Source organism: Acinetobacter sp. WCHAc060033 (genome assembly GCF_004209125.1).
In the GTDB taxonomy this organism is placed as follows: Bacteria; Pseudomonadota; Gammaproteobacteria; order Pseudomonadales; family Moraxellaceae; genus Acinetobacter; species Acinetobacter wuhouensis.
Map to the genome: position 1 here is coordinate 1 of NZ_SGSW01000003.1, position 26,458 is coordinate 26,458.

34 protein-coding genes are annotated in these 26,458 nt (G+C 38.9%); 30 read left to right on the plus strand and 4 right to left on the minus strand.

Translation table 11 applies throughout. The features are described 5' to 3' along the window. The 11 genes from EXE10_RS01530 to EXE10_RS01575 all read left to right on the plus strand — a co-directional run. The coding region (locus tag EXE10_RS01530) for a phage minor head protein (RefSeq protein ID WP_130112120.1) at positions 1 to 1,019 on the plus strand (1,019 nt) is incomplete at its 5' end. Next, positions 1,020 to 1,364 (plus strand): hypothetical protein, encoded by a 345-nt coding sequence (locus EXE10_RS01535; protein ID WP_130112121.1) that lies wholly within the window; start codon positions 1,020 to 1,022, stop codon positions 1,362 to 1,364. Positions 1,365 to 1,429: 65 nt separating this feature from the next. After that, on the plus strand, positions 1,430 to 2,389 hold the full coding sequence (locus EXE10_RS01540; protein WP_130112122.1) for a hypothetical protein: 960 nt from the start codon (positions 1,430 to 1,432) through the stop codon (positions 2,387 to 2,389). After that, positions 2,389 to 2,772: a hypothetical protein gene (locus EXE10_RS01545; protein WP_228256761.1), complete on the plus strand. Its 384-nt coding sequence runs from the start codon at positions 2,389 to 2,391 to the stop codon at positions 2,770 to 2,772. The genes EXE10_RS01540 and EXE10_RS01545 overlap by 1 nt, the downstream gene beginning before the upstream one ends. A 3-nt stretch (positions 2,773 to 2,775) precedes the next feature. Continuing rightward, on the plus strand, positions 2,776 to 3,849 hold the full coding sequence (locus EXE10_RS01550) for a major capsid protein (RefSeq protein ID WP_130112124.1): 1,074 nt from the start codon (positions 2,776 to 2,778) through the stop codon (positions 3,847 to 3,849). A 10-nt stretch (positions 3,850 to 3,859) separates the two neighbouring features. Next, entirely contained in the window at positions 3,860 to 4,249 is a 390-nt protein-coding gene (locus EXE10_RS01555) for a hypothetical protein (protein ID WP_130112125.1), read from the plus strand. A gap of 7 nt (positions 4,250 to 4,256) precedes the next feature. After that, a complete protein-coding gene (locus EXE10_RS01560; RefSeq protein ID WP_130112126.1) occupies positions 4,257 to 4,694 on the plus strand; it encodes a gp436 family protein in 438 nt (145 codons plus the stop codon). 7 nt (positions 4,695 to 4,701) lie between these two features. Next, entirely contained in the window at positions 4,702 to 5,172 is a 471-nt protein-coding gene (locus EXE10_RS01565; protein WP_130112127.1) for a phage virion morphogenesis protein, read from the plus strand. Then, positions 5,165 to 5,587 carry a hypothetical protein gene (locus tag EXE10_RS01570; protein ID WP_130112128.1) on the plus strand — a complete coding sequence of 141 codons (423 nt, stop codon included), beginning with the start codon at positions 5,165 to 5,167 and terminating at the stop codon, positions 5,585 to 5,587. Before EXE10_RS01565 ends, EXE10_RS01570 begins: the two co-directional genes overlap by 8 nt. Before the next feature lie 9 nt (positions 5,588 to 5,596). After that, the gene (locus EXE10_RS21400; protein WP_165382975.1) at positions 5,597 to 5,767 is read left to right on the plus strand and encodes a hypothetical protein; all 171 of its coding nucleotides are present in this window, start codon (positions 5,597 to 5,599) and stop codon (positions 5,765 to 5,767) included. After that, entirely contained in the window at positions 5,760 to 6,503 is a 744-nt protein-coding gene (locus tag EXE10_RS01575; protein ID WP_130112129.1) for a hypothetical protein, read from the plus strand. The genes EXE10_RS21400 and EXE10_RS01575 overlap by 8 nt, the downstream gene beginning before the upstream one ends. A 48-nt stretch (positions 6,504 to 6,551) precedes the next feature. On the opposite strand, the gene EXE10_RS01580 is transcribed toward EXE10_RS01575, so the two are convergent. Next, on the minus strand, positions 6,552 to 6,749 hold the full coding sequence (locus tag EXE10_RS01580; RefSeq protein WP_130112130.1) for a hypothetical protein: 198 nt from the start codon (positions 6,747 to 6,749) through the stop codon (positions 6,552 to 6,554). A gap of 32 nt (positions 6,750 to 6,781) precedes the next feature. On the opposite strand from EXE10_RS01580, the gene EXE10_RS01585 reads away from it, so the two are divergent. Together EXE10_RS01585 and EXE10_RS01590 are read left to right on the plus strand one after the other, a co-directional pair. Next, positions 6,782 to 7,342 carry a hypothetical protein gene (locus tag EXE10_RS01585; RefSeq protein ID WP_130112131.1) on the plus strand — a complete coding sequence of 187 codons (561 nt, stop codon included), beginning with the start codon at positions 6,782 to 6,784 and terminating at the stop codon, positions 7,340 to 7,342. A gap of 59 nt (positions 7,343 to 7,401) precedes the next feature. Continuing rightward, positions 7,402 to 7,689 (plus strand): hypothetical protein, encoded by a 288-nt coding sequence (locus EXE10_RS01590; RefSeq protein WP_130112132.1) that lies wholly within the window; start codon positions 7,402 to 7,404, stop codon positions 7,687 to 7,689. Between the two features lie 427 nt (positions 7,690 to 8,116). Here EXE10_RS01590 and EXE10_RS01600 read toward each other — a convergent pair whose 3' ends face one another. After that, entirely contained in the window at positions 8,117 to 8,332 is a 216-nt protein-coding gene (locus EXE10_RS01600) for a hypothetical protein (RefSeq protein WP_068974372.1), read from the minus strand. A gap of 215 nt (positions 8,333 to 8,547) precedes the next feature. On the opposite strand from EXE10_RS01600, the gene EXE10_RS01605 reads away from it, so the two are divergent. From EXE10_RS01605 to EXE10_RS01665, 15 genes are all read left to right on the plus strand, one after another. Beyond that, positions 8,548 to 8,754: a hypothetical protein gene (locus tag EXE10_RS01605; RefSeq protein WP_068974371.1), complete on the plus strand. Its 207-nt coding sequence runs from the start codon at positions 8,548 to 8,550 to the stop codon at positions 8,752 to 8,754. A 232-nt stretch (positions 8,755 to 8,986) separates the two neighbouring features. Next, the gene (locus EXE10_RS21405) at positions 8,987 to 9,145 is read left to right on the plus strand and encodes a hypothetical protein (protein ID WP_165382976.1); all 159 of its coding nucleotides are present in this window, start codon (positions 8,987 to 8,989) and stop codon (positions 9,143 to 9,145) included. A gap of 67 nt (positions 9,146 to 9,212) precedes the next feature. Beyond that, a complete protein-coding gene (locus EXE10_RS01610) occupies positions 9,213 to 13,298 on the plus strand; it encodes a tape measure protein (protein WP_068974370.1) in 4,086 nt (1,361 codons plus the stop codon). Then, the gene (locus EXE10_RS01615; protein WP_130112133.1) at positions 13,298 to 13,711 is read left to right on the plus strand and encodes a hypothetical protein; all 414 of its coding nucleotides are present in this window, start codon (positions 13,298 to 13,300) and stop codon (positions 13,709 to 13,711) included. The genes EXE10_RS01610 and EXE10_RS01615 overlap by 1 nt, the downstream gene beginning before the upstream one ends. Further along, positions 13,701 to 15,662, plus strand: a complete 1,962-nt coding sequence (locus EXE10_RS01620; RefSeq protein ID WP_130112134.1) for a hypothetical protein — start codon at positions 13,701 to 13,703, stop codon at positions 15,660 to 15,662. The genes EXE10_RS01615 and EXE10_RS01620 overlap by 11 nt, the downstream gene beginning before the upstream one ends. 9 nt (positions 15,663 to 15,671) lie before the next feature. Beyond that, on the plus strand, positions 15,672 to 17,291 hold the full coding sequence (locus tag EXE10_RS01625) for a hypothetical protein (RefSeq protein ID WP_130112135.1): 1,620 nt from the start codon (positions 15,672 to 15,674) through the stop codon (positions 17,289 to 17,291). Positions 17,292 to 17,341: 50 nt separating this feature from the next. Next, a complete protein-coding gene (locus EXE10_RS01630; RefSeq protein ID WP_130112136.1) occupies positions 17,342 to 18,595 on the plus strand; it encodes a hypothetical protein in 1,254 nt (417 codons plus the stop codon). Then, on the plus strand, positions 18,595 to 18,861 hold the full coding sequence (locus EXE10_RS01635) for a hypothetical protein (RefSeq protein WP_087554501.1): 267 nt from the start codon (positions 18,595 to 18,597) through the stop codon (positions 18,859 to 18,861). Before EXE10_RS01630 ends, EXE10_RS01635 begins: the two co-directional genes overlap by 1 nt. Beyond that, positions 18,858 to 19,250: a hypothetical protein gene (locus EXE10_RS01640; protein WP_130112137.1), complete on the plus strand. Its 393-nt coding sequence runs from the start codon at positions 18,858 to 18,860 to the stop codon at positions 19,248 to 19,250. Before EXE10_RS01635 ends, EXE10_RS01640 begins: the two co-directional genes overlap by 4 nt. Positions 19,251 to 19,265: 15 nt before the next feature. Next, a complete protein-coding gene (locus EXE10_RS01645) occupies positions 19,266 to 21,149 on the plus strand; it encodes a hypothetical protein (RefSeq protein WP_130112138.1) in 1,884 nt (627 codons plus the stop codon). Next, a complete protein-coding gene (locus EXE10_RS01650) occupies positions 21,142 to 21,372 on the plus strand; it encodes a hypothetical protein (RefSeq protein WP_130112139.1) in 231 nt (76 codons plus the stop codon). The genes EXE10_RS01645 and EXE10_RS01650 overlap by 8 nt, the downstream gene beginning before the upstream one ends. A gap of 122 nt (positions 21,373 to 21,494) precedes the next feature. After that, positions 21,495 to 21,668, plus strand: a complete 174-nt coding sequence (locus EXE10_RS21410) for a hypothetical protein (RefSeq protein WP_162994925.1) — start codon at positions 21,495 to 21,497, stop codon at positions 21,666 to 21,668. Positions 21,669 to 21,717: 49 nt separating this feature from the next. Continuing rightward, a complete protein-coding gene (locus EXE10_RS01655; protein ID WP_068974361.1) occupies positions 21,718 to 21,999 on the plus strand; it encodes a phage holin family protein in 282 nt (93 codons plus the stop codon). Positions 22,000 to 22,190: 191 nt separating this feature from the next. After that, entirely contained in the window at positions 22,191 to 22,697 is a 507-nt protein-coding gene (locus EXE10_RS01660) for a lysozyme (RefSeq protein ID WP_117276797.1), read from the plus strand. A 260-nt stretch (positions 22,698 to 22,957) separates the two neighbouring features. Beyond that, entirely contained in the window at positions 22,958 to 23,455 is a 498-nt protein-coding gene (locus EXE10_RS01665; RefSeq protein ID WP_416346093.1) for a lipocalin family protein, read from the plus strand. Between the two features lie 131 nt (positions 23,456 to 23,586). Here EXE10_RS01665 and EXE10_RS01670 read toward each other — a convergent pair whose 3' ends face one another. Together EXE10_RS01670 and EXE10_RS01675 are read right to left on the minus strand one after the other, a co-directional pair. Then, positions 23,587 to 23,820 carry a DUF2171 domain-containing protein gene (locus EXE10_RS01670; RefSeq protein WP_087514236.1) on the minus strand — a complete coding sequence of 78 codons (234 nt, stop codon included), beginning with the start codon at positions 23,818 to 23,820 and terminating at the stop codon, positions 23,587 to 23,589. 173 nt (positions 23,821 to 23,993) lie between these two features. Then, on the minus strand, positions 23,994 to 24,218 hold the full coding sequence (locus tag EXE10_RS01675) for an excalibur calcium-binding domain-containing protein (protein ID WP_087554495.1): 225 nt from the start codon (positions 24,216 to 24,218) through the stop codon (positions 23,994 to 23,996). Positions 24,219 to 24,609: 391 nt separating this feature from the next. On the opposite strand from EXE10_RS01675, the gene EXE10_RS01680 reads away from it, so the two are divergent. Both EXE10_RS01680 and EXE10_RS22115 read left to right on the plus strand, forming a co-directional pair. Next, on the plus strand, positions 24,610 to 25,971 hold the full coding sequence (locus EXE10_RS01680; RefSeq protein WP_130112141.1) for a DUF4041 domain-containing protein: 1,362 nt from the start codon (positions 24,610 to 24,612) through the stop codon (positions 25,969 to 25,971). A gap of 10 nt (positions 25,972 to 25,981) precedes the next feature. Continuing rightward, the gene (locus tag EXE10_RS22115) at positions 25,982 to 26,428 is read left to right on the plus strand and encodes a DUF4236 domain-containing protein (protein WP_130112142.1); all 447 of its coding nucleotides are present in this window, start codon (positions 25,982 to 25,984) and stop codon (positions 26,426 to 26,428) included. Positions 26,429 to 26,458 lie beyond the last annotated feature (30 nt).

A 26,458-nucleotide genomic window follows, 5' to 3' on the forward strand; every position in this document is an offset into this window, starting at 1 on the left:
CTTACAACGACTTTAAAAAATTGGTTGCTGAGAATGAAATTGTACTTAGTGATCGATATCTAAAGAACGTATATCGAACCAATATTCAGACAGCTTATGGACATGGTCGTTGGCAACAGCAACAGAGAAATAAAGATAAGCGACCTTATCTCATGTACTCCGCTATCAATGATTCTCGTGTCCGTCCAAGCCACTTGGATTTGAACCGTATCATTCGACACATAGATGACCCATTTTGGCTGTTGTATTACCCGCCGTGGGGGTTTATGTGCCGATGCACTGTGATTGCTCTAACAGAAGCACAGGCGAAGAAATACGGTATTACCACGGATGAAGATCTGCCTGTAATTGCTGAGGAGTCTGGGTGGTCTACAAGCCCTTTAACTTTTGGTGAAATGGAATCAGTGGTCGATCAGAAGATTGCGGACTCGATTTTAAATCAAGAATATTTGCTTGATCAGAAACAAGGGATTAAGGCGGAATGGACCGCAAGTAAGGAGTTAACAAACTTGCTTGCGCCAATGACTGATTCAAGTCGCGATCTATTTGACACGATTGCTAATACAGTGATTCCGCTTGATCCAAGTATTAGACCAAGTGCAATTAAGACACTGATTGATTACGTGCAGGGCAATGATGCTCAATTGACTGCTTATATTCAAAAGCCTGCAATCAACCTTGCCAAGGATGTTTTAAAGCAGTGGATTGTGAGTGATATGAAAGCAATTCAATCTATTGCAAGTAATTCAGCTTCGACGGTGACAGGAGTCGCAACACTTCAACAGGTAGCTTCATATCAAGTGGGCCAAGCAATTCAGCTTAATGCGCCATTGATCATGCGTGGATCTGACTCAAACATCATTATTCAGATTAAAAATGCAAGGGGCTTAGGTATTGATCTTGAAAAGCTCGATGCGGGGCAAGGTGTATTGTTTGAGATAGGTTTGTCGTTTGAAGTGGTTTCTATTACTACAAATGGTGGTCAGTTGGTCTATACATTAAAAGCACTGGTGAATTAAATGAAAAAGAAATGTGAATCATGTCGCCGTGGTTTGAATGGACTCAATGGCAATGGTTATAGTCCGTGTGGATGTGCTGTATATGCAAAACCCTTGAGCGAAGCTGAAATAGCTAAAGCTAAAGTTGATTTTAGAAAAGCAATGAATCAAGACTTAATAGACAATCCACTGTATTCAAAAAGAATTCAAATAGAGCCTAAGCCTGAATTTGTGCCACCACCACCTTTAATTCTAAGTGAGTTAGAAAGCAATGATTTTGAGATCATCCCGCCGATTTATAACCGTGTGTGGTTTTACTTTATGACTGGTTTGGTGATTGGGGTTTTGATTGGTCAGTCATTATGATCAGTTAGGATTCAAATATTTAAGTTAAAGCCACCTTCGGGTGGTTTTTTATTGGAGCATGAAAAATGCCTGAAACTGAAAAGCCTAACCAGTATTGTTTTCAACTCGGGCAACTGAGTGTTGATAATGCTGAGGAAGGCAAAAAGAAACGAACATTCTCTGGTGTCGCATATAGCGGTGAAGTGATTACTGACCACTGGTATTGGAGCCGAGTCATTTTTGATTTGGATTCTATGCAACTAAAAGGACGTATCCCCGCACTACTTGAGCATCGATCAAGCCAACGAGCAGGGGCTATCAATACACATTCAATTGATCATCAGACTGGTTTAACTGTTTCGGGTGATCTAATGAGTAATGAATTTGGTACTCAGGTTGCTCAAGACTCAGATGACGGTTTCCCTTGGCAGATGTCGGTACGAATTGAGCCGTCTAGCATTGAAGAAATCCAAGCGGATGCATCTGTGACGGTAAACGGAAAGTTATTACAAGGACCTATCACGGTATTTCGTGGCGGTCGAATCCGTGAAGTTTCATTCTGCGCCTTAGGTGCAGATGACAATACCAACGCCGTGGCAGCAAGCCACGATCCAAAACAATTTAGCAAAGAGGACACAAACGTGACCGAATTAGAACAAGCGAAAGCAGATAAAGCAAAGGCTGAGCAGGAACGTGATACAGCTCAAGCTGAGTTAAAACAGTTCAAAGCAAATAAACGTGAAGAAGATATTAAATCTTTAGAAACCGCTTTGAATAAACAATTTAGCGCAGAAGAAAAGACATCTTATACAAATATGGATGACACTTCTTTTGCATTCATGTCGCAACAAATGAAGCAGTTTACAAGTAATCAACCAGCACCCGCAGGTCAACAGCAAAATAACACTGTGCCACCGCATTTAGCACACCTATTTCAGCATCAGGCAACTGGTGGTCAAGGTGGTCAACAAGGGCAAGGTGGCAATCAGGGTTCGGCACTTGATCAAGCATTCAATAAGTTCGCCGCCTCTCAGGAGAATAAATAATGGGAACAATCACTCAAACGATTACCACTAAGCAATTAGTAATTGGTAATGGGGTTCGTACTGAAAATGCGAAACCAAAAACAGGGACAGTGTTTAAACGTGGTGATTTGTTAAGTGTGGACGCAGCAAATGTGGCGGATCACCCAGCCGTAGCAAGCGGTGTTGTTGGTGACTGGAATGCAATTGCTTTAGAAGATTTTACAGCTGAGCAATCAACATACCATTCAGCAAATGGGCTTGAAATGCCTATTTATGTACAAGGTTCATTTGATATTAGCGTTGTTACAGTAAATGGTGTGGCGCTTACTACTGCTCAATATGATGCAGTTCGAGCACAAGCATTAACAAATAAAATTGAACTTCGAAAAGTAGTGGGGAGTTAATAAATGGGTCAGATTTTTACATTCAATAATGCACCAGTGGAACTTCTTGATATTCCTCAGTTAGTGCTATTAACTGACAAAATGAAAAAAGTGGACACTTGGATTGTTGATCGCTTTTTCCCGCAACGTGTGGCGTACAACAAAGATGTAGTGCCAGTTGGTGAATTAAATACTGCGACACCTCTAGCGCCTTTTGTAAATCCGAATGTGGGTGCGCGAGCAATCAGTGTGGCTGAATCAGGTCAAGTTGATTTTGTAAAACCCGCTTATTTAAAGCCAATGATGACAGTGACTCCTGCGGATATTCAAAATTCATCTTTGGTGAGTCAACTTCGTCAGTTTGGTGTGATTGCTACAGGTTCAAATCAATTAAGTAATGCAGATTTACTTTTGATTGACCAAGCTCAAAAAGCCTTGTATCTACGACAATCAATCGAAAATCGAACACTATTGATCGCTCGTGATGTTCTGCTTTATGGCAAAACCACATTCGCCTCAGCAGATTTCGCGAAATATGAAGTGGATTATCGTCGCGATCCAGCATGTAAGTTCTCACCATTGGTGAAGTGGGGGCAAAGTGGTGCAAAAATCATGGATGATTGGCAAGCCATGATTGACCTATCAATTGAACATAGTGGTAGTTCACCACATATGGTTGTAACAAGTTCTAAAATCTTCAACATAATTCGTCAAGATCCTGAGTTTAAGGAGAAATTCATCGCACCATTTGCGGGAATTAGTGTTCCTCTCACTCCAACTTTTGATCACAAAGACAAGCCACAATTCCGTGGTGCTGTAGATAATATTGAAATCTGGACATATGATGTTCAACACAATATGGATGGAGCTGCGGGACGATTCATTCCTGAAGATTTCTTTGGAATGATTAATGATGCAAATGGCTGGATTGCACATTGCGCTATTCAGAACCTAGAAGCATTTGGTCAGGCACTTGAGTTTTTCTTAACTCAAGATCAGAAAAAGAATCCATCAAGTATTGAATTACTTGCGGAGTCGTCACCGCTTGCTATTCCTAACAATAAGAATGGTCTTGTTGGTGGTCTTGGATTTGTATAAGGGGAAATAAATGCCAAAGTACATCGCAAAACAATCCATCGGTCACTATCGACCTGGTGATGAAATCAAAGGGCTTGAAGATAAACAACTTCAAGCCCTTTTAACATCTGGCGCTATTGCAGAGCATGTTGAAACTAAGCAGGCTCAAGCAGAAAACTCAGAAATTGGTACTCTAAAAGCAGAAATCACTGATCTGAAAGCGAAAAACAAAACGCTTGAAGATGAAAAAGTAATCTCGGCTAAAGAAATCACTGATCTGAAAGCGAAAAACAAAACGCTTGAAGATGAAAAAGTAATCTCGGCTAAAGAAATCACTGATCTGAAAGCGAAAGTGGCTGATCTTGAAAAATCAATTGCTGCAGAAAAGAAACCTACTGCCAAGCCTACTGCTGAAAAATAGGTGATCTATGTACGCAACTGAGGGTGATTTGATTAAACGCTTTGGTGTTGAAATTGAGAACCTGAAAGCCATGCTTCCAGAAGACGCCATTGTGGATGCAATTCAGGACGCAACTGAAGAGATTAACGGCCACATCGGTGGTCGTTATAATCTTCCATTGCCTGATGTTCCAAGCAACTTAAAGCGAATGGCGTGTGATATTGCACGCTATCGTCTTTACTTTCAGCAACCAACGGAAGAAGTCAGAAAACGCTATGAGGATGCAATTGCATTCTTAAAGCGTGTTGCTGATAGCAAGGCTCATTTGCAGATTCAAGACTCATCAACGAGCGAAGTGGTGGATGATGAACCTGTAAACAAGCCAAGCACAATGCCAATCGGTACAACGTACCGTGGTGGTGTGTTTGGTGATGATGTTTTGAATATGATGCCAAGCTTAAAGTGAGGTGTTTATGGCTGTAGCAATCAAAGTTACAAGTGAAGAAAGCTCAGTTATTGAAGCTCTACAGCAGATCATTAATCTTGATACATCGAAAATGTATGATGAGATTGGTGCTTATGGGGTTTCATCGACTCAGATGCGCTTTGTTGATCAACATGACTCAGATGGTAATCCATGGAAACAATCATGGAGAGCAAAGGAGCAAAATGGGCAAACATTAAGAGACACTAATCGATTAATGAATAGCTTAACTCACAATGTATTACCGAATGGTGTTGAGTGGGGAACAAATGTTGAGTATGCGCCAAGTATGCACTTTGGATTTAAAGCTACAGCGCGATCAGGTTATTTGCTTTTTAACGTTGTTGGTCAGTGGCGAAAAGTCAAAAGTGTGGAGTCAGAGCCCAGACCTTACCTTGGGATTAATTCCGATGACGAAAAAGAGATTTTGGACATTATAGGAAATCATATACATGGCTGATTTTTTTGCTGTACGCCGTGAGATTGCCGAAAAGCTAAAAGAGATTTCAGCATTTAGGCAAATTTACACACCATTGAATTCGGTGAAAGTAACTGAAATGTCGCAAATTACACCATCCGCTCATGTGAATTTTCAACGTATTGCTAAGTCAGATAACTCTAGTGACTCTAGAGTGAATTTGCTTGGTTTGCGTTGGGCTGTAACTGTTGCATGTCGTAATGCTCAATCTCAAATGGTCGATGGCTCTGAGGTAACAGATGAAGCAGGTAATTTGCTTGAAGAAGTCATTACTCTACTTAGCGGTTGGCAGCCTATGTCGAGTTGTAGACCACTGTCACTTGTCGATGTGAAAGAGGGCTTTTCACCTGGATTCGCATATTTAACAGTTTTCTTTGAATCGAAACGATTTATTTAGGACAAACACATGCAAAAACAATATACCGCCCTGCAACCTATAGGGCGTTTTGCTGTTGGTGAGGTCGTTGGAGGCTTATCTGACCAGCAAATCAAACAATTATTAGCAGATAAGATCATTGAGGAAGTGAAGCCATCTGCTCCAACTAAACAAGCAAAAGAGGTCAAAACAGATGGCTAAACAGTATATCTCGCTCCAAGGTGAGTTGATTTTGGCTAAAATTATCAATGGTGTGGCTGGTAATTTATTTAGTGTTGGCAACGTGCCAGAAGCTACAATCTCAATTACTTCTGATCAGGTCCCGCATTACGAAGCAACAACTGGTCAACGTGCCAAAGATGCTCAGTTATTTAAACAAACTGGCGTGTCACTTAAGGCGACACTTGAAGAAGTTAAAAAAGAAAACTTGTCAATTGTGCTCAGCGGTAAAACTATTGAAGTTGCTGAAAAGACTATTGCTGATGAAAGCATCGGTTCGGTGACAGCAGGTGCTACAGTAGATTTAGGTTTGCGTAATTTATCTGAAGTTGTATTTAAAAGCGCACCCGACACAACAATCACAGAAGATAAATATGTCCTTGATGCTGCCTTTGGCACTGTAACCTTTATTGAAGCCATTGTTGGTGATGTGAAGTGGTCGGGCAAATCAGGTGCTGTGACACGTACTGCGATTGCAAATGACATTGGTAAAAATACTTATCGCTTGTTGTTTAAAGGTATCGACACATTCACTGGTGATAAAATTGCATTAACTTTGTGGAATCTTGAATTCTCACCTGAAACCGAGTTTTCATTAATTCATGAAGATTTCGGCAGTTTTGAATTGGAAGGTGATGCGCTTGCTGACACATCAAAAGCAAATGATACAGAGTTGAGTATCTTTGGTCATGTGGATCGCTTTAAAGTCGCTGCATAAACAACACAACAGGCACATGGGGCGCATAAGCGTCTTTTTTTGTGCCTGTTATTTAAGAATTTCCCACGACTCAACTGGTTTTCCAACAAAACTATTGAAATAATCATTAATTTCTGGTGGTGCTGAATCAAGAATTAGCACTCGATCAATTACGTCTGTATTGCTTGGTTTTGAGAAAGCAGGGCCATCGACATGAGCAACTGCTTTAAATCCTTGATGTATTTTTTCTGATAGCCATTTTGACATTTCAATCTCACACAATCTTAAGTATTAATATTATGAATGAATTCTTTCTCGCATCAAACAGAACTATTCAAAAAGACGATATTGAAATCAATCAATTCACAGTTAAAGACTTGGATCAGTGGTCTCAATTCGCCGAACCAATTAGAAAAGAACTAAAACAAGATTATTCGGATGAAAAAGTTGAGTCGGTTATAAAGCAAAATAAAACCTCCGCTTTAATGCTTTGTTCGCTCGCTACCAATTTCAACACTAATGTTTTTCTCAGCATCTTGAATACAGATGCAGATAAATTTATCTCGATATTCTCAGAAGTATTGGCAGTAAATAGAGCCTACTTCGATCAAGAAGATACTAAAAAATCAAAAGAAAAATCAGAAACAACGTGGTTTGACTCATTCCAGTTCTTGATCAGCAAAGGCCATAAACACAAAGATATTTTAGATTATAGCTTCGGCACATTTTTAGAATACTTAAAAGCAGCTCAACGCAATGAGCGTAATTCACTTCTAAGCTTTGGTAGTGCTATGCGTGTTTCATATCATGCTGATAGTAAAGCGTATTCAAAATACACTGAAGAAGTGAAGAAAGGTTAATTTTCACATTGATTATTCAGTGGGCGATAGATATTCTTTGATTAAAACGTGGGGGTTTTATGAAAAAGATATTATTTATTAGCTTGTTGCTTGGATTTACTACGGTAAGCGCTTATGCGGTAGATGCGAGAAGCATTCGCACCTCAACAGAATTGGTTACTTATGATGATTCGGTTGGATCAATGCTTTCAAAGCTTGGAAGACCCGAATCTAAGAATGAATACACTTCGCGTGATTCGCGCGGAAAGCTAATGTTTTTAACTGATTATTACTACACGATCGACAAATTAAAATACACCGTAACCATTTGGGAAGGTAAAGTATTTAGAATCCAGTGGGAGCGTTGATTCTGAGTCATACAGTTGAGTGTCAAGTTTGTGGGCATGTTGGGGCAACCAAAAGCAAAGGGAGTGTTTTGGTGTTGATCGTCTTACTCTTGCTTTTCTTTCCAGTGGGTATTTTGTATTGGCTTCTTAATCGAAAGACTAAAGTTTGTAGCTCTTGTAGTAGTAGCAATGTAAGGCTATATCGACCACAGCAAGCTAATAATCGATTGCATCAAAGCAATAGTGTTCAATTGCTTCAGTGTCCAGATTGTCGTGAGGAAATTCGTTTTGATGCTAGAAAGTGTAAGCATTGTGGGAGTGTGGTGGAATAATGAATTTTAAAGCTTTGACTGGATAACTGGAAATTATCAGCAAAAGTTACCGATTTAGATCATAATTTAATTAGACCTCCCGAGGGAGGTCTAATTAAATACACTTAAACTTCAAATTACTCAGATGAAGATTTTTCTGTATTTGGCACAGTAGTAACTTGTTTATGCTCGTTCGTTACTTTTTGCTTTTGACTAGGCATATAGTCTGGTTCACTAGACATGGCTAAATATAAAAAAGTGAAAAAGACTGATGTTAAAACCGCAACGATGGCTATAAATTTCCAGCCCAAGGTAGTTGATTCTGAATCATTTGATGTGTGATTGTTTTTCATATAAAACCCAAAAGGAAAATGTAAAAAAGTGCAACATTTATATCATAAAACTCTCAATTAATTTCTCATAACCAGAGTTATGGTTTTGAAATATTTCTAAGATTAATACTTTTAGGGTATATTGTCTGTATTCAGTGAGCAGTACAAATTTAATAATCATTGAATTTTTTGTTTACAGCCTTGGCTGTTTTTTTATTTGTTTTTAAGGTGTTTTTATGAATAAGCTAGCAATTAATGTAAAAGATCAATTTGGATCGCAATATGAGGTCGAAGCGACTCTAGATGATATTGTTGTAAATGAAGCCAAAACCCACGAACGAATTAAGCATATTGTTTTTGAAGGTGAAGTGCTTCGTCCTAATTTTGAGATGCTTTTTGAAAGTTCAAATACAGGGAAAGTTTTAAAAATTGTGAAATCTTAATTTGCTTATTTTAGAGGACCTCCTACGGGAGGTTTTTAATATCTAGAATTTAGAAAAAGTTGTAAACCGCACCACTACAACTTGAATTGATATCAAGCACAACTCACAAGTTTTACTTTGAAAGCCGAGCTATTTAGTTCGGCTTTTTTATTACCTAAAGAAAAACCCCAATGCGGAAACATCGGGGTTTTGGATTCCACTCAACCGAGAAGTAAAGAGGAAATAGATCTATATGCAAAAGCATACAACAAATTCACAATTAAAGGTAGATGGAAAAATGACATCAAAAGGTGCTGATCGTGTCGGTTTGTTACAAGGGGTAGCGCTTCTAGTCTTAGCATTAAGCGCTTTAGGACTTTCTGTGGCGGCAATTTTATATGCCTTAAAATAAAGCTACTACTTAATCATCGTACCACCTCCTATATGGAGGTTTTTATTGCCTAAATTTTGAGGTTCTCATGTCAAAAAATCTAACATTTAAACTCATTTTAGATGGTGATAACAAGGGTTTAATTAGCGCAGCAAAACAATCTGAAACAACCGTTAAATCTGTTTTGGAGACCATTAAAACAGAAGCTGAAAAAATAAAGATAGATGCCTTGGTTGGTGAGCTGGCAAAAGCAACAACGGAAATATCATCACTTGGTGATAAAAGTGCGATTAGTGCAACACAGTTGCGCGATATGTCAACCCAAAGTCAGCAAATGATCAGCGGATTAAAATCAGAGCTGATAGGGGCGCAAGCTGAACTGGTACGACTATCTCAAACAAATGCTTCACCAGCTGATATACAAAATGCAATAAATCGTGTTGAAGACCTAAAGTCGTCAATTCAAACTGTTGAAACAGCATTTGGCGCTTACGAATCTGTAGCAACAAATGCAATGACTGGTGTTGATAGAGCCGCAAGCAAGACAATTGCCGAGGTTCAAAAATTCACATCAGTGGATTTGAATAATGTGGTTTCTGAGGCACAGAATGCAACCCGTGCTATTGAAAGTATGGGTGATGGTGCTGTTGTTTCATCCCAAGAGATTGAACGAATTAGTCAATTGGGTGCAAACTCGATAAGTACGCTTGAGAAAGAATTACAGCAAGCTACAACTGAACTAAAGAACCTGAGTCAAAGTACCAGTGCAGTACCTTTAGAAAAGTTTAATGAGGCGAGCAATCGAGTTGTAGCGCTTGAGGATGCACTATCCTTAACCCAAATAGCCTTTAAAGATTTTCAAACAAAAGCATCATCTGCAATGCATGAAGTCTCAGATAGCACAAATAAGGCGGCAGATAGTGCAAAGAAAGCTGGAAACGATATCTACAGTGCATTAGGTATTCGACCACCAACTGTAATTAATGATGCAATTACAGACCTAACTAAAAAACTTGAAGACTTTAAAAAAAATAGCAAACTTCCAGCGGAAGAAATTGCTCGTGTTACCAAAATTACTGAGCAAGAAATTTCACGTTTAAAAAATGAATTAAGTGGAGTTGATTCCGCGGCAGAAAAAGCCAACTCAGGTGTATCAACTTTATCTAAAGGAATGGGTGGTGCAAGATTTGCCGCAAACGCATTAGTCGGTGCAATGGCTGCTCTCGGTGTTGGTTTTGGTGTTAAGGAATTAGCCCAAACAGCCGATTCTTATACCAACTTATCAGCACGCATCAATATCGCCACCCAAGATGGCGGTAACTTTGCTCAAGCGATGGCTGGTGTACATCAGGTTGCCCTTGCAACGAATAGCTCACTTGAAGCCACAGGTACGCTATTCACAAAGATTAATGACACTGGTAAGCAAATGGGGCTTACACAACAACAGTCATTAGATTTAACGAAAACGATTAACCAAGCAATTCAAACTGGCGGTGGGTCAGCACAGGCAAGTGAAGCGGCAATCACACAATTAGCTCAGGCGTTACAGTCTGGTGTGTTGCGTGGGGATGAATTCAACTCGATCATGGAGCAAGCGCCAGGTTTAACTAAGGCTTTGGCATCAGGATTGAATGTCACTACTGGTGAACTCCGTAAAATGGCTGAAAATGGAGAGCTCTCAGCCGAGCGTGTTGTTAAGGCAATTCAAAGTCAGTCAGCGGCAGTACAAGCAGATTACGATAAATTCCCAACAACAATCGGAAACGCATTACAACGCATTTCAACTAGTTGGGAAATCCTGATTGGCAAGATGGATCAAGCAAGTGGAACATCTTCACAGGTTGCTCAGTGGTTAGCAATGCTTGCGGATAACATCCAAAACCTCAAAATATTTATTGATGATATTGGTGAAGGTTTTGTTTGGATTGGAGATAAACTACAAAGCATTGATCCATCGACAATTAATGTACTTAAATCAACATTAAGTGATGCATATGATACTGTAAAATCATTAATTTCAAACGTTGCTACACTCGGGGAGACAATTTGGAGTGCGTTTACCACAGCTCTTGATAGTGTCTCTCCGCTTTTTGCTGCATTATTGAGCGGAAAAGAGGAGGTTAGTGGGCTTGAGGTTGCGCTGAATACATTAAGAATGGCATTTGCAGCCATTAGCGATATAGCAACTGGTTTTAATATCGGTCTAAAACTACTCTTATCTGGAATTCAGTTTTTATCAGGTGGTTTGTATGCGCTTAGTTCACAAGTCTTAGGTTTCTTGGGTTTTGATACTTTAGCGCAACAAGCTTTGAATGCATCCGATCGGATGTTTGCTCAGGCTGAAAAAAATGGTAGCGAAGCCGCTAAACTTGCTGAGAATCACAAGTGGGCTGTAATTGAAACCTACAAGGATATTAGTGAAACAGAGGAGCAAGGGAATCAAGAGTCTATCGCTCTATCAAAAGAAAAGCTAAACCAACTATTAGCGGATCAAAAAACAGAAGCTGAAGGGAAAAAAGTTACTGAGGATGAAAAACTAAAAGCCGTCCAAGCCTATGCTGAGGCATCCATTAAAGCCAATGGTGGCGTAATGGATGGCGTGATGCAAGCTGATCTATTAACCAAGGGCTATATCGTCACAATTGATGAAGCGGGTAAGGTTTCTGTTCAGGCAGGTGAAAGCGCAGCGCAGGCAGCCGAAAATGCCAAGGTTAAAGAAGAGGCTCTTAAAGTTGCTAAAGATAACGTCAAAAAGGCAGATGAAGAGCTTCTTGCATACCAAAAGCAGGCTACAGTAGAGCGCGTATTACTGGATAAGCAGATTGAGGAAGCCAAGCGAACAGGTGATTTAAATGCATTGGTTTCTGCTCAAAACTCCGTTAATGCTATAGATGCTAAAGAAAATGAGCTTCGCAATAATCGTAATACTCGTATTACAGAGCTTAATAATGCAACTACAGGATCAGGTAAGGTTGCTGAGTCTGCTTACTCCAGAGCCTCCGCTGCTGCAAAGATATTTGATGTAGATCTTGATGCATCACTGAACAAAGTATCCAAGTCTTTTTCTGCTACTGGTGGGGAATTGGATGGTTTTAAAAACAAGTTAAGCGAAGCTGGGGTGACTGGCAAACAAGCAGGGGATGTAACTTACCAAGCGTGGCTTAAATGGCTAGAAACCGCGAAATCACAAGCTGAGATAGATGCGGCAAAAGCCAAGCTCAAAGAATTTGGTGATCAAGGGGTAATTTCAACATCACAGGTAGATCAAGGGCTATTTGCAATAAAAATGCAGGCACAGAAGTTACCCGATGATATTGATCCTGTAACAGCTTCTTTTAAGCGACTTGGAATTGAAACTAAAGAAAACTTAGCACTTGCTGCTAAACAAGCAATGATGGATTTCATTAATATCAGAGATAGTGGAAAGGCTACAGCTGAAGGAATTCAACAAGCTTACACAAAAGCAATGCAAGCCGCTGAGTTGTCGGGTGATGCAGGACAAATCGCCGTAGCAAAGTCTATAGCTGCAACAGCTGGAATGATTACCACAGTTGATGAGGCTGGAAAAACCGTCGTCAAATCTTATGCAGAAATGGACAGAGCAGCAAAAGCCCACGCCTCAACAGTTTCAAATGGTGTAACAAGTGCTTATCGCCGCATGGGTGAGGTTGCTCGCGAAGAAGCTCTTTCATCTACCGAAGCTTGGAATAAAGCACTGGAAGCGCAACAAGGCGGTATCCATGCGACAAGAAAAGGCGAGAAGACTCGACTCGCATTTGACCAAAGCGGTGTCGAAGCAGAGCTCAAAGCAATGGGTTATGACGATAAAAGAGCGACTGAAATTGCAAAAAGCATTTTAAGTAGCTCTAAGTCGGGCGATGGGTATAAAAATGCTTCCACATCTTGGCTTGCTAAAAATGGCTACGACATCATTGGTTCGTTTGCTGGCGGTGGTGGTGGTACTTCAAATGCGAACTATGTGCGAGAGCAATTAGAGCGTTATTCGCAGTATTCAGGCAGTAAGTCATCATCAAGTCTCAATACTGACTCTAAAACAGTGAAATACGAGATCAACACAGGTAAATCAAGTGCCACTGTTTACGGAAATCAAAAAACTGAATCTGATTTTGATTCAGTCTTAAGAGATCTTGAAGCTATCAAGAAGAGTTCATAATGAAATTAATACGTGTAGCAACATCAGAAGCCGTCTCATTGTCAGACGGCTTTTTATGGTCTGATGAATTTGATTGGCAACCCATTGAGCAATCTCAAGAACGAGCAGTAAACGGTTCTTTGATCATTCAAGAAGGCAAAAAGAAGTCGGGACGACCAATCACACTCACTGCTGACAAAAACATGGCATGGGTTAAGCGTCACATAGTTTCAAAGCTAAAAGATTGGTCAGTACTGCAAGAAAAATTCACGCTTCAGTTTGAATATTTTCATGATAAGCGAACTTTTAATGTCGCTTTTAATCATCAAGAAAAAGCAATTGAGGCAAGCCCTGTGCTTGATCACCCAAGCGTTTCAGAAGATGACGAATATAACGTAACACTAAGATTTTTGGAGTTAGAAGATGCCGATTGAAACTAAAGATTTAGTCATTTATGAGTCTGAACGTCTGACTGACAACGATGATGGTGGTGGAAAATACAACGGTCAAATCATTCAAGATGGGCTTAGCAATAACCTGTTTGATGATATTTCTGAATTAGATCGCACGATGGGTAATGTGTCTATTTGCAAGATTTTTCCTGCAGTTATCACAAATGACACTGATAAATTAATGGGTGCAACTGTATTTATTTCAGAGTTGCCTAAAGACCCGAATGTCTCAGCACTTCTATTTAGCACAAAAAGTTGGACTGATCAGCGCAAAGCAGCCCAAAACCGTATTGAAAACTACTTAGCGAAAGGTGGTCAGACTGCGGGTTATCCGCAGGATACACACTATCAAGGCATGAAAACCTTACAAGCCATCATGTTTCCCGAAGAAACAGAAGCATCCGTAGGTAGTACGATTGTTTTAGCGTCAAATGAGGGTAAAGCGCTTCAACATGATCAGTATGTACGCATTACTAAAGTTGAAACACGCACTGCAATTTTAATGGTCGATGGAACGAAAGTTGAATATAAGGTTGCGACATATTCACTTAACGATCCGCTTGATCAAGACTATGTAGGGCTTTCAGCAAAGCAGTGGTACAACGGAGAGAAAAGCCAAACTATTCTTCGTGACACGCTTGTTGCTGACACAGGGCTTTATTACTCATCTGTGAAGCTAAAAAGCGCAGCGACTGTTGGTGAATACACTGTAAATGCAAAAGATATTTTTGCTCAGCTTATTCCATCTGCACAGACAGAATCACCAATTGTTGATGTAAACGCTGCGGGTGAGAGTGTTGTTTTAGTGCCTGGGAACTCAGGTTCTATTTCAGCAAACTTCTCAACAACAGTGGGTACGAGTCAAAACCTATACATCGGCTCAAGTGTAATGCCTTCAAGTGTTTCATTTAGCTTATTTGGTCAGCAAATTACAGACCAAGGCGGATTGCTTAAAAATAGCCAAGGTACACAAGTAGGCGTGATCGACTATCAGCGCGGGTTAATTCAATGGACCACTGCAGCAGGCTCAGGAGCAACTACACTCGCAATTACTTTTACACCTGCTGCATCACCAAGTCAGTACTTTCAAAGTTACTCAGTGCCAGTAACACAGAATAATCAAAGTTCGAACTGGACAGGGGTTTTAGTCCCGATTCCTGCACCTGGTTGTTTATCGATTTCTTATATGGCGCAGGGGAAGTTTTACGAACTTAAAGACGATGGCTCAGGGCAATTAAAAGGCTCTAGCACGTCTTTTGGTTCGGGTCGAATTAACTATGAAACAGGATCTTGGACATTCACAGCGGGTGTGTTACCAGATGTGGGTACACCGATCTTGCTTTTATGGGGTACACCGATCATCACTTTTGTGCGCTCTGGTTTACCTGTAAACAAAGCAAAATTTGCATTCAAGTTAAATCAGGGTGCTGTAGCAACAGGCGTAACAATTGATTGGTTACTTGAGGGAGTGCCGAAAAAAGCAGTGAGCAATGCGCAGGGTAAATTCACTGGTGATGCAACAGGCTTTATAAATTACAGCACAGGCGAGGGTGAAATAATTCCGCTTAAGCTGCCGCAGAAAAATACTGAATTCAAAATTACATACAATTTTGGATCAAAACAAACTCAGACAAAATTTAACGTTATACTCGATTCAGCCCAAAAATTAACATTTGTAGTTGGGACGGGGTCGCCGTTACAGCCAAACAGTATCGGTTTGCGTATCCCACTCAGTTCAGTAGGTGGAAATTTCGGACATCTTGATTTGATCGATGTACCTATATCATCAAGCATGGGGAATCTTGTGAATAACCAAGACCAAGTTCAGGGCACAATCAACTATACAACTGGTGAAGCGGAAGTTACACCGACGATGATTAAGAAAGTGTTTGATTATATTTACACGCCATCCAATGTCTACGCATCAGCATAAGGGGGATTTATGGCTTCATTTTTTTCACCGCAAGTTTCCCAAATTGGGGGGCGTGATGTTGAGTTGCGAGCATACAATCCTGTTGATATTGAAGTAACTTATCGTGACACATCAGGCTTAAATTCAGCTAATCAAACTATTCTCGCAGAGAAAATAAAACTTGATTTGTCGTCAGGTTATGCTGAGCAAATCTTAACTGGATCTGTTCGTTTTAAAATTGGAAATGATACATTTTTAGATCGCACAGGCACGCTTTATCGCAATGTAGATCCTGCAACAAATAGTGGTATTGCATCGGGTGTTGTGCAATACGGAAACGGGTTGATTGAGCTTGATACTTGGACACCAAATATTGACAACTCAGTTTTATTGCAATCACTCACAACCACAACCGACTTACCACCAGTAAATAAATTAAGTTTCAGAACTCCAATCATTCCAATTCGCCCACAATCTTTAACTGTCGTTGTTTCAACCTTAGATTTTGGTCAATTGACTTTGATTGCTGATGAAAACGGTGCAATTGAAACAAGTCGAGCACATGGGAAAATCAACTACATCACTGGATTGATTGAGCTGTTTTTCTACACTAAGACTGAAATCACAGCGACGAATAGACCTGAAATTGAGGCGAAGCCTTGGTATGACATTCTTTTAGAATATGAAGAAGGAGGTAAGCAGTACATAAATACCCCAGTTTGGGTTGATGCATCATCTGCTCGATACAACGCCATTGCTTACACTTATATACCGCTGGATGCTGAAATCCTCGGCTTATCAGCTACGCGCTTACCGCTTGATGGGCGTGTACCAATTTTCCGTGTCGGTGGCATGTGTGTTGTAAGTTCATCTAAAGAATATGTGATGCTTGATCATGTGGCGGGTAAAACCTATGAATTGGCTGATGCGCGTATTTCGTGGTGTGAACTCGAAGATAGTAAAGGTGTGAAAGTACCTTACGATCAGTACATTGTGGACTACGATTACGGAAAATTCACATTAAGTGGCGACTTTGCTGTAAATGCACTTACACCGCCTTTTACTGCTAAATATCGCTATCAAGACATGGGTTTGATTCGAGATGTGCAAATCAGTGGTCAAATCACTTTCACAAAGCCTGTGACACATAACTATGATACGGAAAATACAATCGTTGGTTCTGCACTTGTGATTGATGATATGCAAGCGCGTTACACACGTAAGTTTGTGCAACAAACTTGGGGAAATGTTTGGACTGATGAAGCGTCAGGTGGTGCAATTTCAGCAAACTATAATGATGCAATCTACCCAATCCAAATGACAAATAAAGGTGCTATTCAAGAACGTTGGGCGCTTGTGTTTACAAGCGGTACAGGTTTTAAGTGTGTTGGTGAGTATTCTGGTGAAGTCGGCACAGGCACGGTAAATGAAGACTTTTCCCCAATTAATCCAACCACTAAAGTGCCGTATTTTGTAGTTAAAAAAGAGGGTTGGGGTGCAGGTTGGGCGAACAGTAATGTATTGCGCTTTAACTCAATCTCAGCAATGTACCCAGTCTGGGCGATTCGCACAGTGAAGCAATCAGAACCAACACAGATTTCAGATCAATTCCAAATCATGTTGCGTGGTGATATTGATCGTGTTGTTTAAAATTTAAATCAAATATGGCCGCTTTGTGCGGTCTTTTTTATGAGTAAAAAATGTCAAATCTTATTAAACACTATCAAAACGATATGAAAAACATCCCCCAGCTCACGAACAACTGGGGGAGTATGATTAAGCTTTTGGATAAAGTTCTGGTTGAGGGTTTTAACTTTGTGCCAATTTTATCTATAACAAAATCATCAATAGAAGCAATCACGGCAACTATAACTTTGGGCGCAGGGCATGGCTTTATTGATCGTCAAGTTGTCAGAATTGGCGGATCAACAAATGGGTGGGATGGTGATTTCAAGGTGCTGTCAGCGAATACGGATAGTGTTGTTATTGAATGTTTATCTTCACATCCACAAGCTATTACAGGAACTGCAAGTTGTTCAACCGCACCTCTTGATTTTGAAATTGTATTTAGTACACCAAGTGACAGTACAGAACCAAAAAGGGCATACAGATCAACAAGTCCTGAATCACTGGGCTTAATATTGCTTGTGCATGATTTTTGTGTAAGTGGTGCTGCGGTTAATGGTGCTAAGTTCGCAAAAGTTGGTGTAGTTTCAGCTATGAGTGATATTGATAATATCACTGGTGTGCAAATGCCATTTGATGCTCAAAACTCAAATGCTAATTGGGGGTGGGATGGCACATATCATGGTTGGACAAAGTGGTATTACAGAACTTACAACAACGGTAACGGAGGTTCTAGTCCTGATTCTACGAGCGCTCTAGCGGGAAACTCAACGTACAATATTGTTGGTGACGGCAAAAGTATTGTTCTCGATACTATGCATTCAAGTTTCGGTGCACATGCAGTTTATGGATTTTGTGAGTTTTATGATCAAAAATTAAAAAGTGTTAATTTAGCTCTTTTGGCATCAGGTTCCCAGTTAAAGGTGCCTCAAGCTTATCAATACTTTTATTCTTGGGCGCGAGGTAGCTATCATTTGTGTAACGAAGCCGGCTCTGAATCGGTTTCGGGAGCGGGATTAAAATTAAATGCATTGATTTGGTTTGATGAGAATGGAGTAGCCAAATGGAGTCGAGCAGGTAGAAATTTCACATTCGGAACTTTAGATGAGTCACAGCAATTTGCACTTGTTAATTTTGATTTCATTTCTACATTGCCTATTTTAGATGTAAATAATTCACCGCGGGGGGTTCTGCCTTTTTTGCGTATCTCAGCAAATCAAAAAACTGAAATCTCATATTCCGCAGGTGTGGGGAAATATGTGAATAAATATACTGCTGGCGAAGCACGAAAATTTGTTAAGTATACGGTTCTTCTGGAGTCATTGTGATGCTTGATTGCAAGATATATGTATTGATCGCAACACAATTAAAACAAACAGTTGTTGCGGGCAAGACTTTGGAAATAGGAACCCCTGTTTCAAGACAAGTTCGAGCGTATGGCAGATCAAATGGTGCTTTACTAGGATCAGTTCAAAGTGATAAGAATGGGGTGTATAAGATGTATTTGCCACTTGATGTTGCTTATACAATTGTTTCATTAGATCCTCATAAAACATATAACGCAGTCATTCAAGACAACGTGGTGCCACAATGAGTAAGCCATCTTTAAAAACAAGCTTGGCAATGCTACGAGCGACAGCTAATTTCTTAGATCAAGGTAGCGCAAATGCTACCCTTATTTTTTATGATGACTCAAAACCTGTTTCAATTGATGTTGATGCAAAAAGCTCAGCAAAGGTTTTAGTTCTTGATTTGCAAAAGCCATGCACCAAAGCAATTCATGAAAACAATATAGAGTTATTCTCAACAAATGCAGGCGTTGCAATTAAATCTGGCACAGTAAAATGGGCGAGATTGATTAATGGTGAGGGTGTAGCTGTTGCTGATATTAATGTTGGGACTGACATTGTTTTAGATAATTACGATATTGTACTTGGATCAAGCGTAAAACTTGATGTGATTTATTTAAGCCCACAGCTCTAAAAAATGAGGTGGTAAATGTCTGACTACACGCCACCAGATGCTTTGAATGTAATTTTGAATTTTACCAAAGAATTAAAGCCAGTTGATTCACAAAATTTAGTTTTAAATTTTGGTGCTGAAGATGGGTTTAATTACGCAAATATCAGCATTGATACGTCATTTAGATTTAGCGCAACGGGCACGGTAGAGCTACCGATTGATGTGCATGGCTCAGCCAATATCCTCATTGATACTGCGTTTGCTTTTGAGGCAGTGGGTACATTTGATATTAATCACATTGTCGGTGTTTCGTTAAATAATTCTTTGATTTATCAAAAAGCTTTGCCGAGCCTAAGCGCTGTGCGAACACCTTGGTCAAAGCCAATTTTAAGAGCCCTGAATAGGGCTTCTTTTTATGATACAGGCTTAACCCAACTCAATGTTGTTGATATTAAAAATGAGGAGGGGAAGTCACTTGCTCAAAACATCCGAACTATTTTTGAAGAAACCACAGGATTAAATTCCGACTTAGATTTAAGTTGGCAAGAAAATATTAGGCTTAAGAAACAATATGGGTTTGATTACAAAGTAGCTGAGAGAAAATGTATTGAGCGTCAATTTGATTGGGTTGAGTTGGTTCGCAAACGAAAGCAGTTTACTTACTCGCACGAAGTCGCAAAGATATTTGAAAATACATATCAATTTGAATGGGATAAAGGGCTTGAGATAGTCACTGCGAATGAATTTGTCTGGCAAATAGCACGACCTATTTACTATAGAAAACACCCTATTCAGCCTTGGCAAAAACCTGAACCTCTAAAATATGTCGGCAGTACAAATCTAGAATTCAATTGTTTATGTACAGAAGTTGATTCACATAATGTGATTTTAAATTTCGGTGTAGATGACTGCATTCCCGCAATTAAGAATCAAAATTGGTGGTATATCATGAATGAAGTATCAATCATAAATACACGTACAAATGAAGAAATCATCGTATTAAATGGCAAATATGGTTCAGACCGTAGCCGTTGGTGTTGGTCTTACAGCTTGACTGTTGCTGAACCTGAAATGAGCAAGCTGCAAAAGTTTGATGTTCTAAAGATCACAGTGAATGGCAATATTCACATGATGATGTATGAAGATTATTCAAAGTCCCAAGTGTTTGCTAAAACGATTTACACGTTGTCAGGTCGAAGTCAATCAGCGTTGCTAGAATCTCAATATTCACCTGTACGCTCATATCTACAAGAAAATGAGCGAACATCAGTACAGCTTGTTCAGGCTGAACTTGATCGAGTAAATAGCAATACTCAGCTGAATTGGCAGCTTATTGATGAACTTGGGTGGATTGTTGAATCGGAGAGCTTAAGTTATACAAATCAAGCGCCAATCGATGCGATTAAGATGATTGCTGAAGCAGGTGGTGGCTTTGTTTATAGTGAAAAAGATTGCAACACACTCTCAATAAAACCACTTTATAAAAAGACTTATTGGGATGCGATGGAAGTTAGTGACTATGATTCATTGATACCCGAAAGTCTAGTTACGCAACACTCTGAAAACTACCAAGAATTATTGAATTACAATGCAATTACACTAACAAACCCAAGAAACGGCAATACAGGGCTGATTAAACGCAGAGATACTGCAGGTGATATTTTACTAGAACCAGTTGCAAATCCACTTTTTAATGCTGTCAGCATGGGTAGTTTTGGTCGAGCTGAATTGGCGAAATCAGGTCGTGTTGAAGATCATGTTTTCAATATGCCAATTTCACAAAAATCACCTGAACAGGTTTTGGGTGATGTTTTTGCATTCGATGGGAAGTGGCAGGGTATTGTTGATGCTGTTGATGTGTCATTTACATATTCAAAAGTAGAGCAAACTGTAAAAGTGGAGCGTATTGTAAATGAGTAATCCGCTTGAAAGACTAATGGCTTTGATGCCTAAAGCACCTGAATTTGTTGGCACAATTACAAGTGTTAATCACCCAAATTACAAAGTCTTGGTTTCTGATAATTCAGGTTTGGTGATGTGCACTAGTTCGGTCGAATACAAAACAGGTGATCGAGTTTTTATCTCAAATAATGAAATTAAAAGATCTGCACTGCAGGGCACTGTGGTTCAGATAGAAGTGTGAAGTTATCAAATACAGCACCCAATCGGGTGCTTTTTTATTGCCAAAAATAAAACCCCGAGAGTTCACAGCTCTTGGGGTTTTTATTTCCAACCCATAACGAAGACTTGAGGATCAGAACATAAATGAATTTTAACTTAAATTTTAAGGTTGATAAAGCGATGAATAAATTATCAGAAAGCAAACCATTAAGAATTTGGACTTATTTAATTGTGTTATCAGTCATTATTGGAATACTTGCATGGCAAACTGCTCCAATAATTCTAGCCACTGTGGAATTAATCAAAGCACTCAAGTAAAGCCGAACAAGATAGTTCGTTTTTTTATTGCCAAAAATAAGGGGGATTCATGCAAGAGCATGAAAAAAATCTATTACTCATTGTTGTAATGGGAGCCTGTATTGGCTTTGCGAAATTGCTTGTGTCAGATGAGAAGCTAACATGGCGATTGGCTCTTGGCAGAACAATTTTAGGTGCGGCAACGTCAACGATCGCAGGTGCAATTGTTTTACAGGTTCCAGATATTAGTCCGCTTGCGTTGATTGCAATTGCATCGGCACTCGGCATTTTAGGAAGTACATTTATTGAATCTTGGCTTAAACGCCAAGCAAACACGTGGAGTATTAAATGAAATTAATTGGTAACTGGCAACAGGCTTGGAAACTCAAGTCGGTACAAGTAGGCGCATTAAGCGCCATTTTTTTTGTCTTGAGTTTATTCTCTGAGCACTTTTTAACATTCTGGAATTTGATTCCTCAGGATGTGAAAAATTCAATTCCTGAGCAATGGAAAGAATACGTTGGTGCATTTGTTGGTGTGGCTATGATCTTAGCTCGCTTAAAAGCACAACCTGAATTTCATATTCAACAGTTTGCTAAAATTCAACAAGTGACAAGCAAGGCTGGTATTGATCGAATCTGTGGGTATGAGGGCTTTGAAAATGAAGCTTATCCCGATAGCGGAGGCGTTTGGACGATCGGTTTTGGAACAATCAAATACCCGAATGGGGTGCGGGTTAAAAAAGGTGATAAATGTACGCTTGAGCAAGCCAAAGCATATATGGCATATGATTTAAAATCATTTGAAAATGCTGTCAATAAAGTCAAAGTTCAGCTTAATCAAAATCAGTTCGATGCATTGGTTTCATTGACTTACAACATCGGTGTAAGTGCTTTTCTAAATTCTACATTGCTTAAAAAACTGAATGCAGGCGATTATAAAGGTGCAGCTGAACAATTCCCGCGCTGGAATAAAGTGAAAGGTAAAGTAGTGAATGGTTTAACAAATCGTCGCTTAAGTGAAAAGAAATTGTTTGAAAAAGCCCTCTAAGGAGGGTTCTTTAATGAACTTCTACACTTTATAGCTCGTTGTACATAAAATAGTAATTACAATTCAAATACTATTGAAACAAGAATTAATGAAGAAATATTAATTTATGTTCTAAGATTGAATACGTTAAATTTATTGAAAAGACACAATGTGTTGAGTTAATCAATGATTTGAACTTTTTTTAGATTTAAATAGATAAGGCGGATTTCAAAATGAAAAAAATCATATTAATTGGTTTAGCTCTTGTTTCAGTTGCTTCGATGGTCAAAGCTGCAGAAAGTCCAGTCAGTCATGTGAAAACTGTTGATAATATTGATATTACCAAATATATGGGTAAGTGGTATGAAATAGCTCACCTACCTAATTATTTTCAAAGAAAATGTTCAGTTAATACAACAGCGGAGTACTCACTTAATCAAGACAAAACAGTTAAAGTTCTAAATTCATGTCAAAATAAAGATGGTAATCTGCAAAGTTCTGAAGGTTTAGCTAAGAGTATTAATTCTGGCAACAGTAAGTTAAAAGTTAGCTTCATGCCAAAGGCGTTGCGATGGGTACCATTTACAAAAGGCGATTATTGGATTCTTAGAATTGATCCTGAATATAAAGTTGTATTAGTAGGTGGTCCAACCAAGAAATACTTATGGATTTTGTCTAGATCTCCTCAAATTGATGAGGCTACATATACCTCTTATTTAGAGACTGCTAAAAACTTTGGTTACGACACAAGTAGTCTGATCAAAACGACTCAAAATTAATAACGAAAGTTTTTGTAAATGCATAGATCTACTTAAGCTAAATTTAGTATTTGATAATTTTTTGAATTAAATATTCCATTTTATAAAGAAGCCCTCAAGTGAGGGCTTCTTTATTTAAGCTCAGCAGGTCTTTAAATTTGTACCCAGGTATCTTTAACTTCCTGTGAGTCTTTGTTGAGTACAATTTTACTGTCAGTGATTTCACCAACCCATGAAACAGGGATCAGGTGGTGATGTCCATCCCCATGCTTTGTCAGCTTAATCTGATCTGTACCTTGCATGTGGTCGACTTCACCGACTTTAGTACCACAGGAAGCGATAACATCTGCATGGCTTTTAATATTTTCAACATTAATAGTAGTCATTGGATTACTGTCCTATTTAAATGTGATTGAATATTCAGCCTATAGGAAAACATCACTGATATCAGGGATTGCAATAGAAGGGCTACAAAGACGATAGAATACTTACGCTCTCACACAGTTTTATTACATTGTAGTATTTAGACATAAGACGAAAGGACTGAGCTACTCTGATACTATTTCCTCTTTTTCTTCGGACACTTTTTCCCATTCCCACCTGGCAGGCAATCACATGCCTGACCATCGCCATCACGGTCTAAACTTTTCCAACCTGTTTGTCCTGATTTTTTGCGTTGTTCATACCAAGCTTGGGCTTCCTTTTGTGTTTTAAAGTCAGCGCATTTTTTGGCATAAGCTTGGATAGAGGTGAACCCCAAAACTAAAATAAGTAAAAATTTCATAAATTATTTTAAAGTCAGATAATTAGCCGAAGTCTAACAACTCTTAACTTACTTGCTCAATGAATCTAATCAAAAAGTCGTATAAAAGTCAGTTTGGTTGACAAATTTTAATTTTAGTCTTAAATATTGGTTGACAAAATAGATAATTAGTCCTGTTAGACAGATTTACTTAAGCTAAATTTAGTAATTGATTATTTCTTGAATTAAATATTCCAATTTATATAAAAGTCCTCAGCTCAGGGCTTCTCTTATGATTAATTTCCTTTCATTCCCTGCTTGGTTTCTTCATCTAAGATCAAGCATATACTTTTATTATTAATAAATTTATCATATGACAAAAAGTATAAGTTTTGTTAAATTACGTTAAAATGCTATATTTTAAGGATTTAAAGTGGACTTTTTTACAATTATTTTACTTATATGTATAGCACTTTTAGGTGGTGCCATTTATTTTATATATGGTAAATTTAAATTAAAAGAAGTGGAAAATAATGATAATTTAGTAAAATTAAAAAAATATGAATCTAAATATTCGAGAATTATAAATATAGATAATGAAGTAGAAAACTCTTTAAACCGTAAGAATCAGCTTAATAGTGATATTCATGCCCTACAGCTGGATTATCAAAAAAAATATGGTCTTTTTCAAATTTTAACCCGAAAAATCGCTGTATATGATGAAGATCTTGAGTTGGCTGAAACAGGTTTTTATAAACCTCATTTTGATTTCGGCACATCTGAAGAATATAAACAAAGAATTGCACTCATCAGGGAAAAGCAAAAAGCAATGCTGAAAGCCAAAACAGCAGTTACATGTTCTACAGAGTGGACTGTAGGAGAAAGTAAGGCTGAAGGTAAAAAGATGGTTACTCGTGCAATAAAGCTGACAACGAGAGCTTTCAATAATGAATGTGAAGCTGCTATCGCAAATGTTCGCTGGAACAATATAGAAAAAATGCAAGAGCGTATTCGCAAAGCTGCCGAAGATATAAATAAGATGAACGAGTCAAACCATGTCTACATTGACCGAAAATATGTAGATATGAAAATGCAGGAGTTATGGCTGGCTTATGAATATCAGGAAAAAGTAAAAGAAGAGAAAGAGGAGCAAGCTGAAATTCGCCGTCAAATGCGTGAAGAAGCGAAGCTTGAGCAGGAAATGGTAGCGGCTAAGAAAGAAGAGGAAAAATTCCAAAAATTATTATTAAAAGCGCAAGCCGAAGCTGCAAAAGCCATCGGTGGTAACTTAGATAAATTGAATGCAGAAATTGCTGAGTTGTCAGTAAAGTTGGAAGAAGCTCATCAGAAAAATGAGCGCGCGATATCAATGGCACAGCAGACCAAAGCAGGACATGTTTATATTATTTCTAACATTGGGTCATTTGGCGAGAATGTATACAAGATTGGTATGACGCGACGTTTGGAGCCTATGGATCGTGTTCATGAATTAGGTGATGCTAGTGTCCCGTTCTATTTTGATGTGCATGCAATGATTTATAGCGACAATGCTCCAGCTATGGAAAATGCGCTCCACAAGTCATTTGCAGAACGTCGTTTAAATTTAGTCAATCTGCGTAAAGAATTTTTCCATGTAACTTTAGATGAAATCCAAAGTGAAGTTCATAAAATTTCAAGCGATGCTGAATTTACGATTACAGCCGAAGCCGAACAGTATAGACAAAGCCAAACTATACGACATGAAAAAACTCAGGCAGAGAAAAAGCTTGAGGAAGAAATTCCAGCTTTAATATAAGGGGTTAATCGTGGGTTTTAATTTTAGAAAAAGTCTAAAGATCGCGCCAGGGGTACGATTAAATATTACCAAGAAAGGTATTTCGAGTGTTTCACTAGGTGGTAAGGGAGCGCGTGTGAACCTTGGCAAAAAGGGGACAAGAACAACAGTTGGTTTACCAGGTACTGGTCTTTCATATAGTAGCTTTAGCCCCAAGCAGCTAAAGAAGAAAACTGCTAAAAGTGAGCCTGTAAAGCCGAGCATGCAAATGAATATGTCTCAAGTTAATTCATCTGTACCTTTACCAGTTATACCTGGGACAGAGAGAAAGGTTTCAATACTTTTGGGTATTGGAATTTTGATTATGCCGTATATTTTTGCTTGGTTTACTTTGCGTGATGGTTATTCAAAGCTAGCAAGGTTTATAAGTTTTGGGTGGCTTTTCTTTTTAGTATTTGTAAACCTACAAAGAAATTAAAATATGTTTGAGATCTTTAAGAAATTGTAT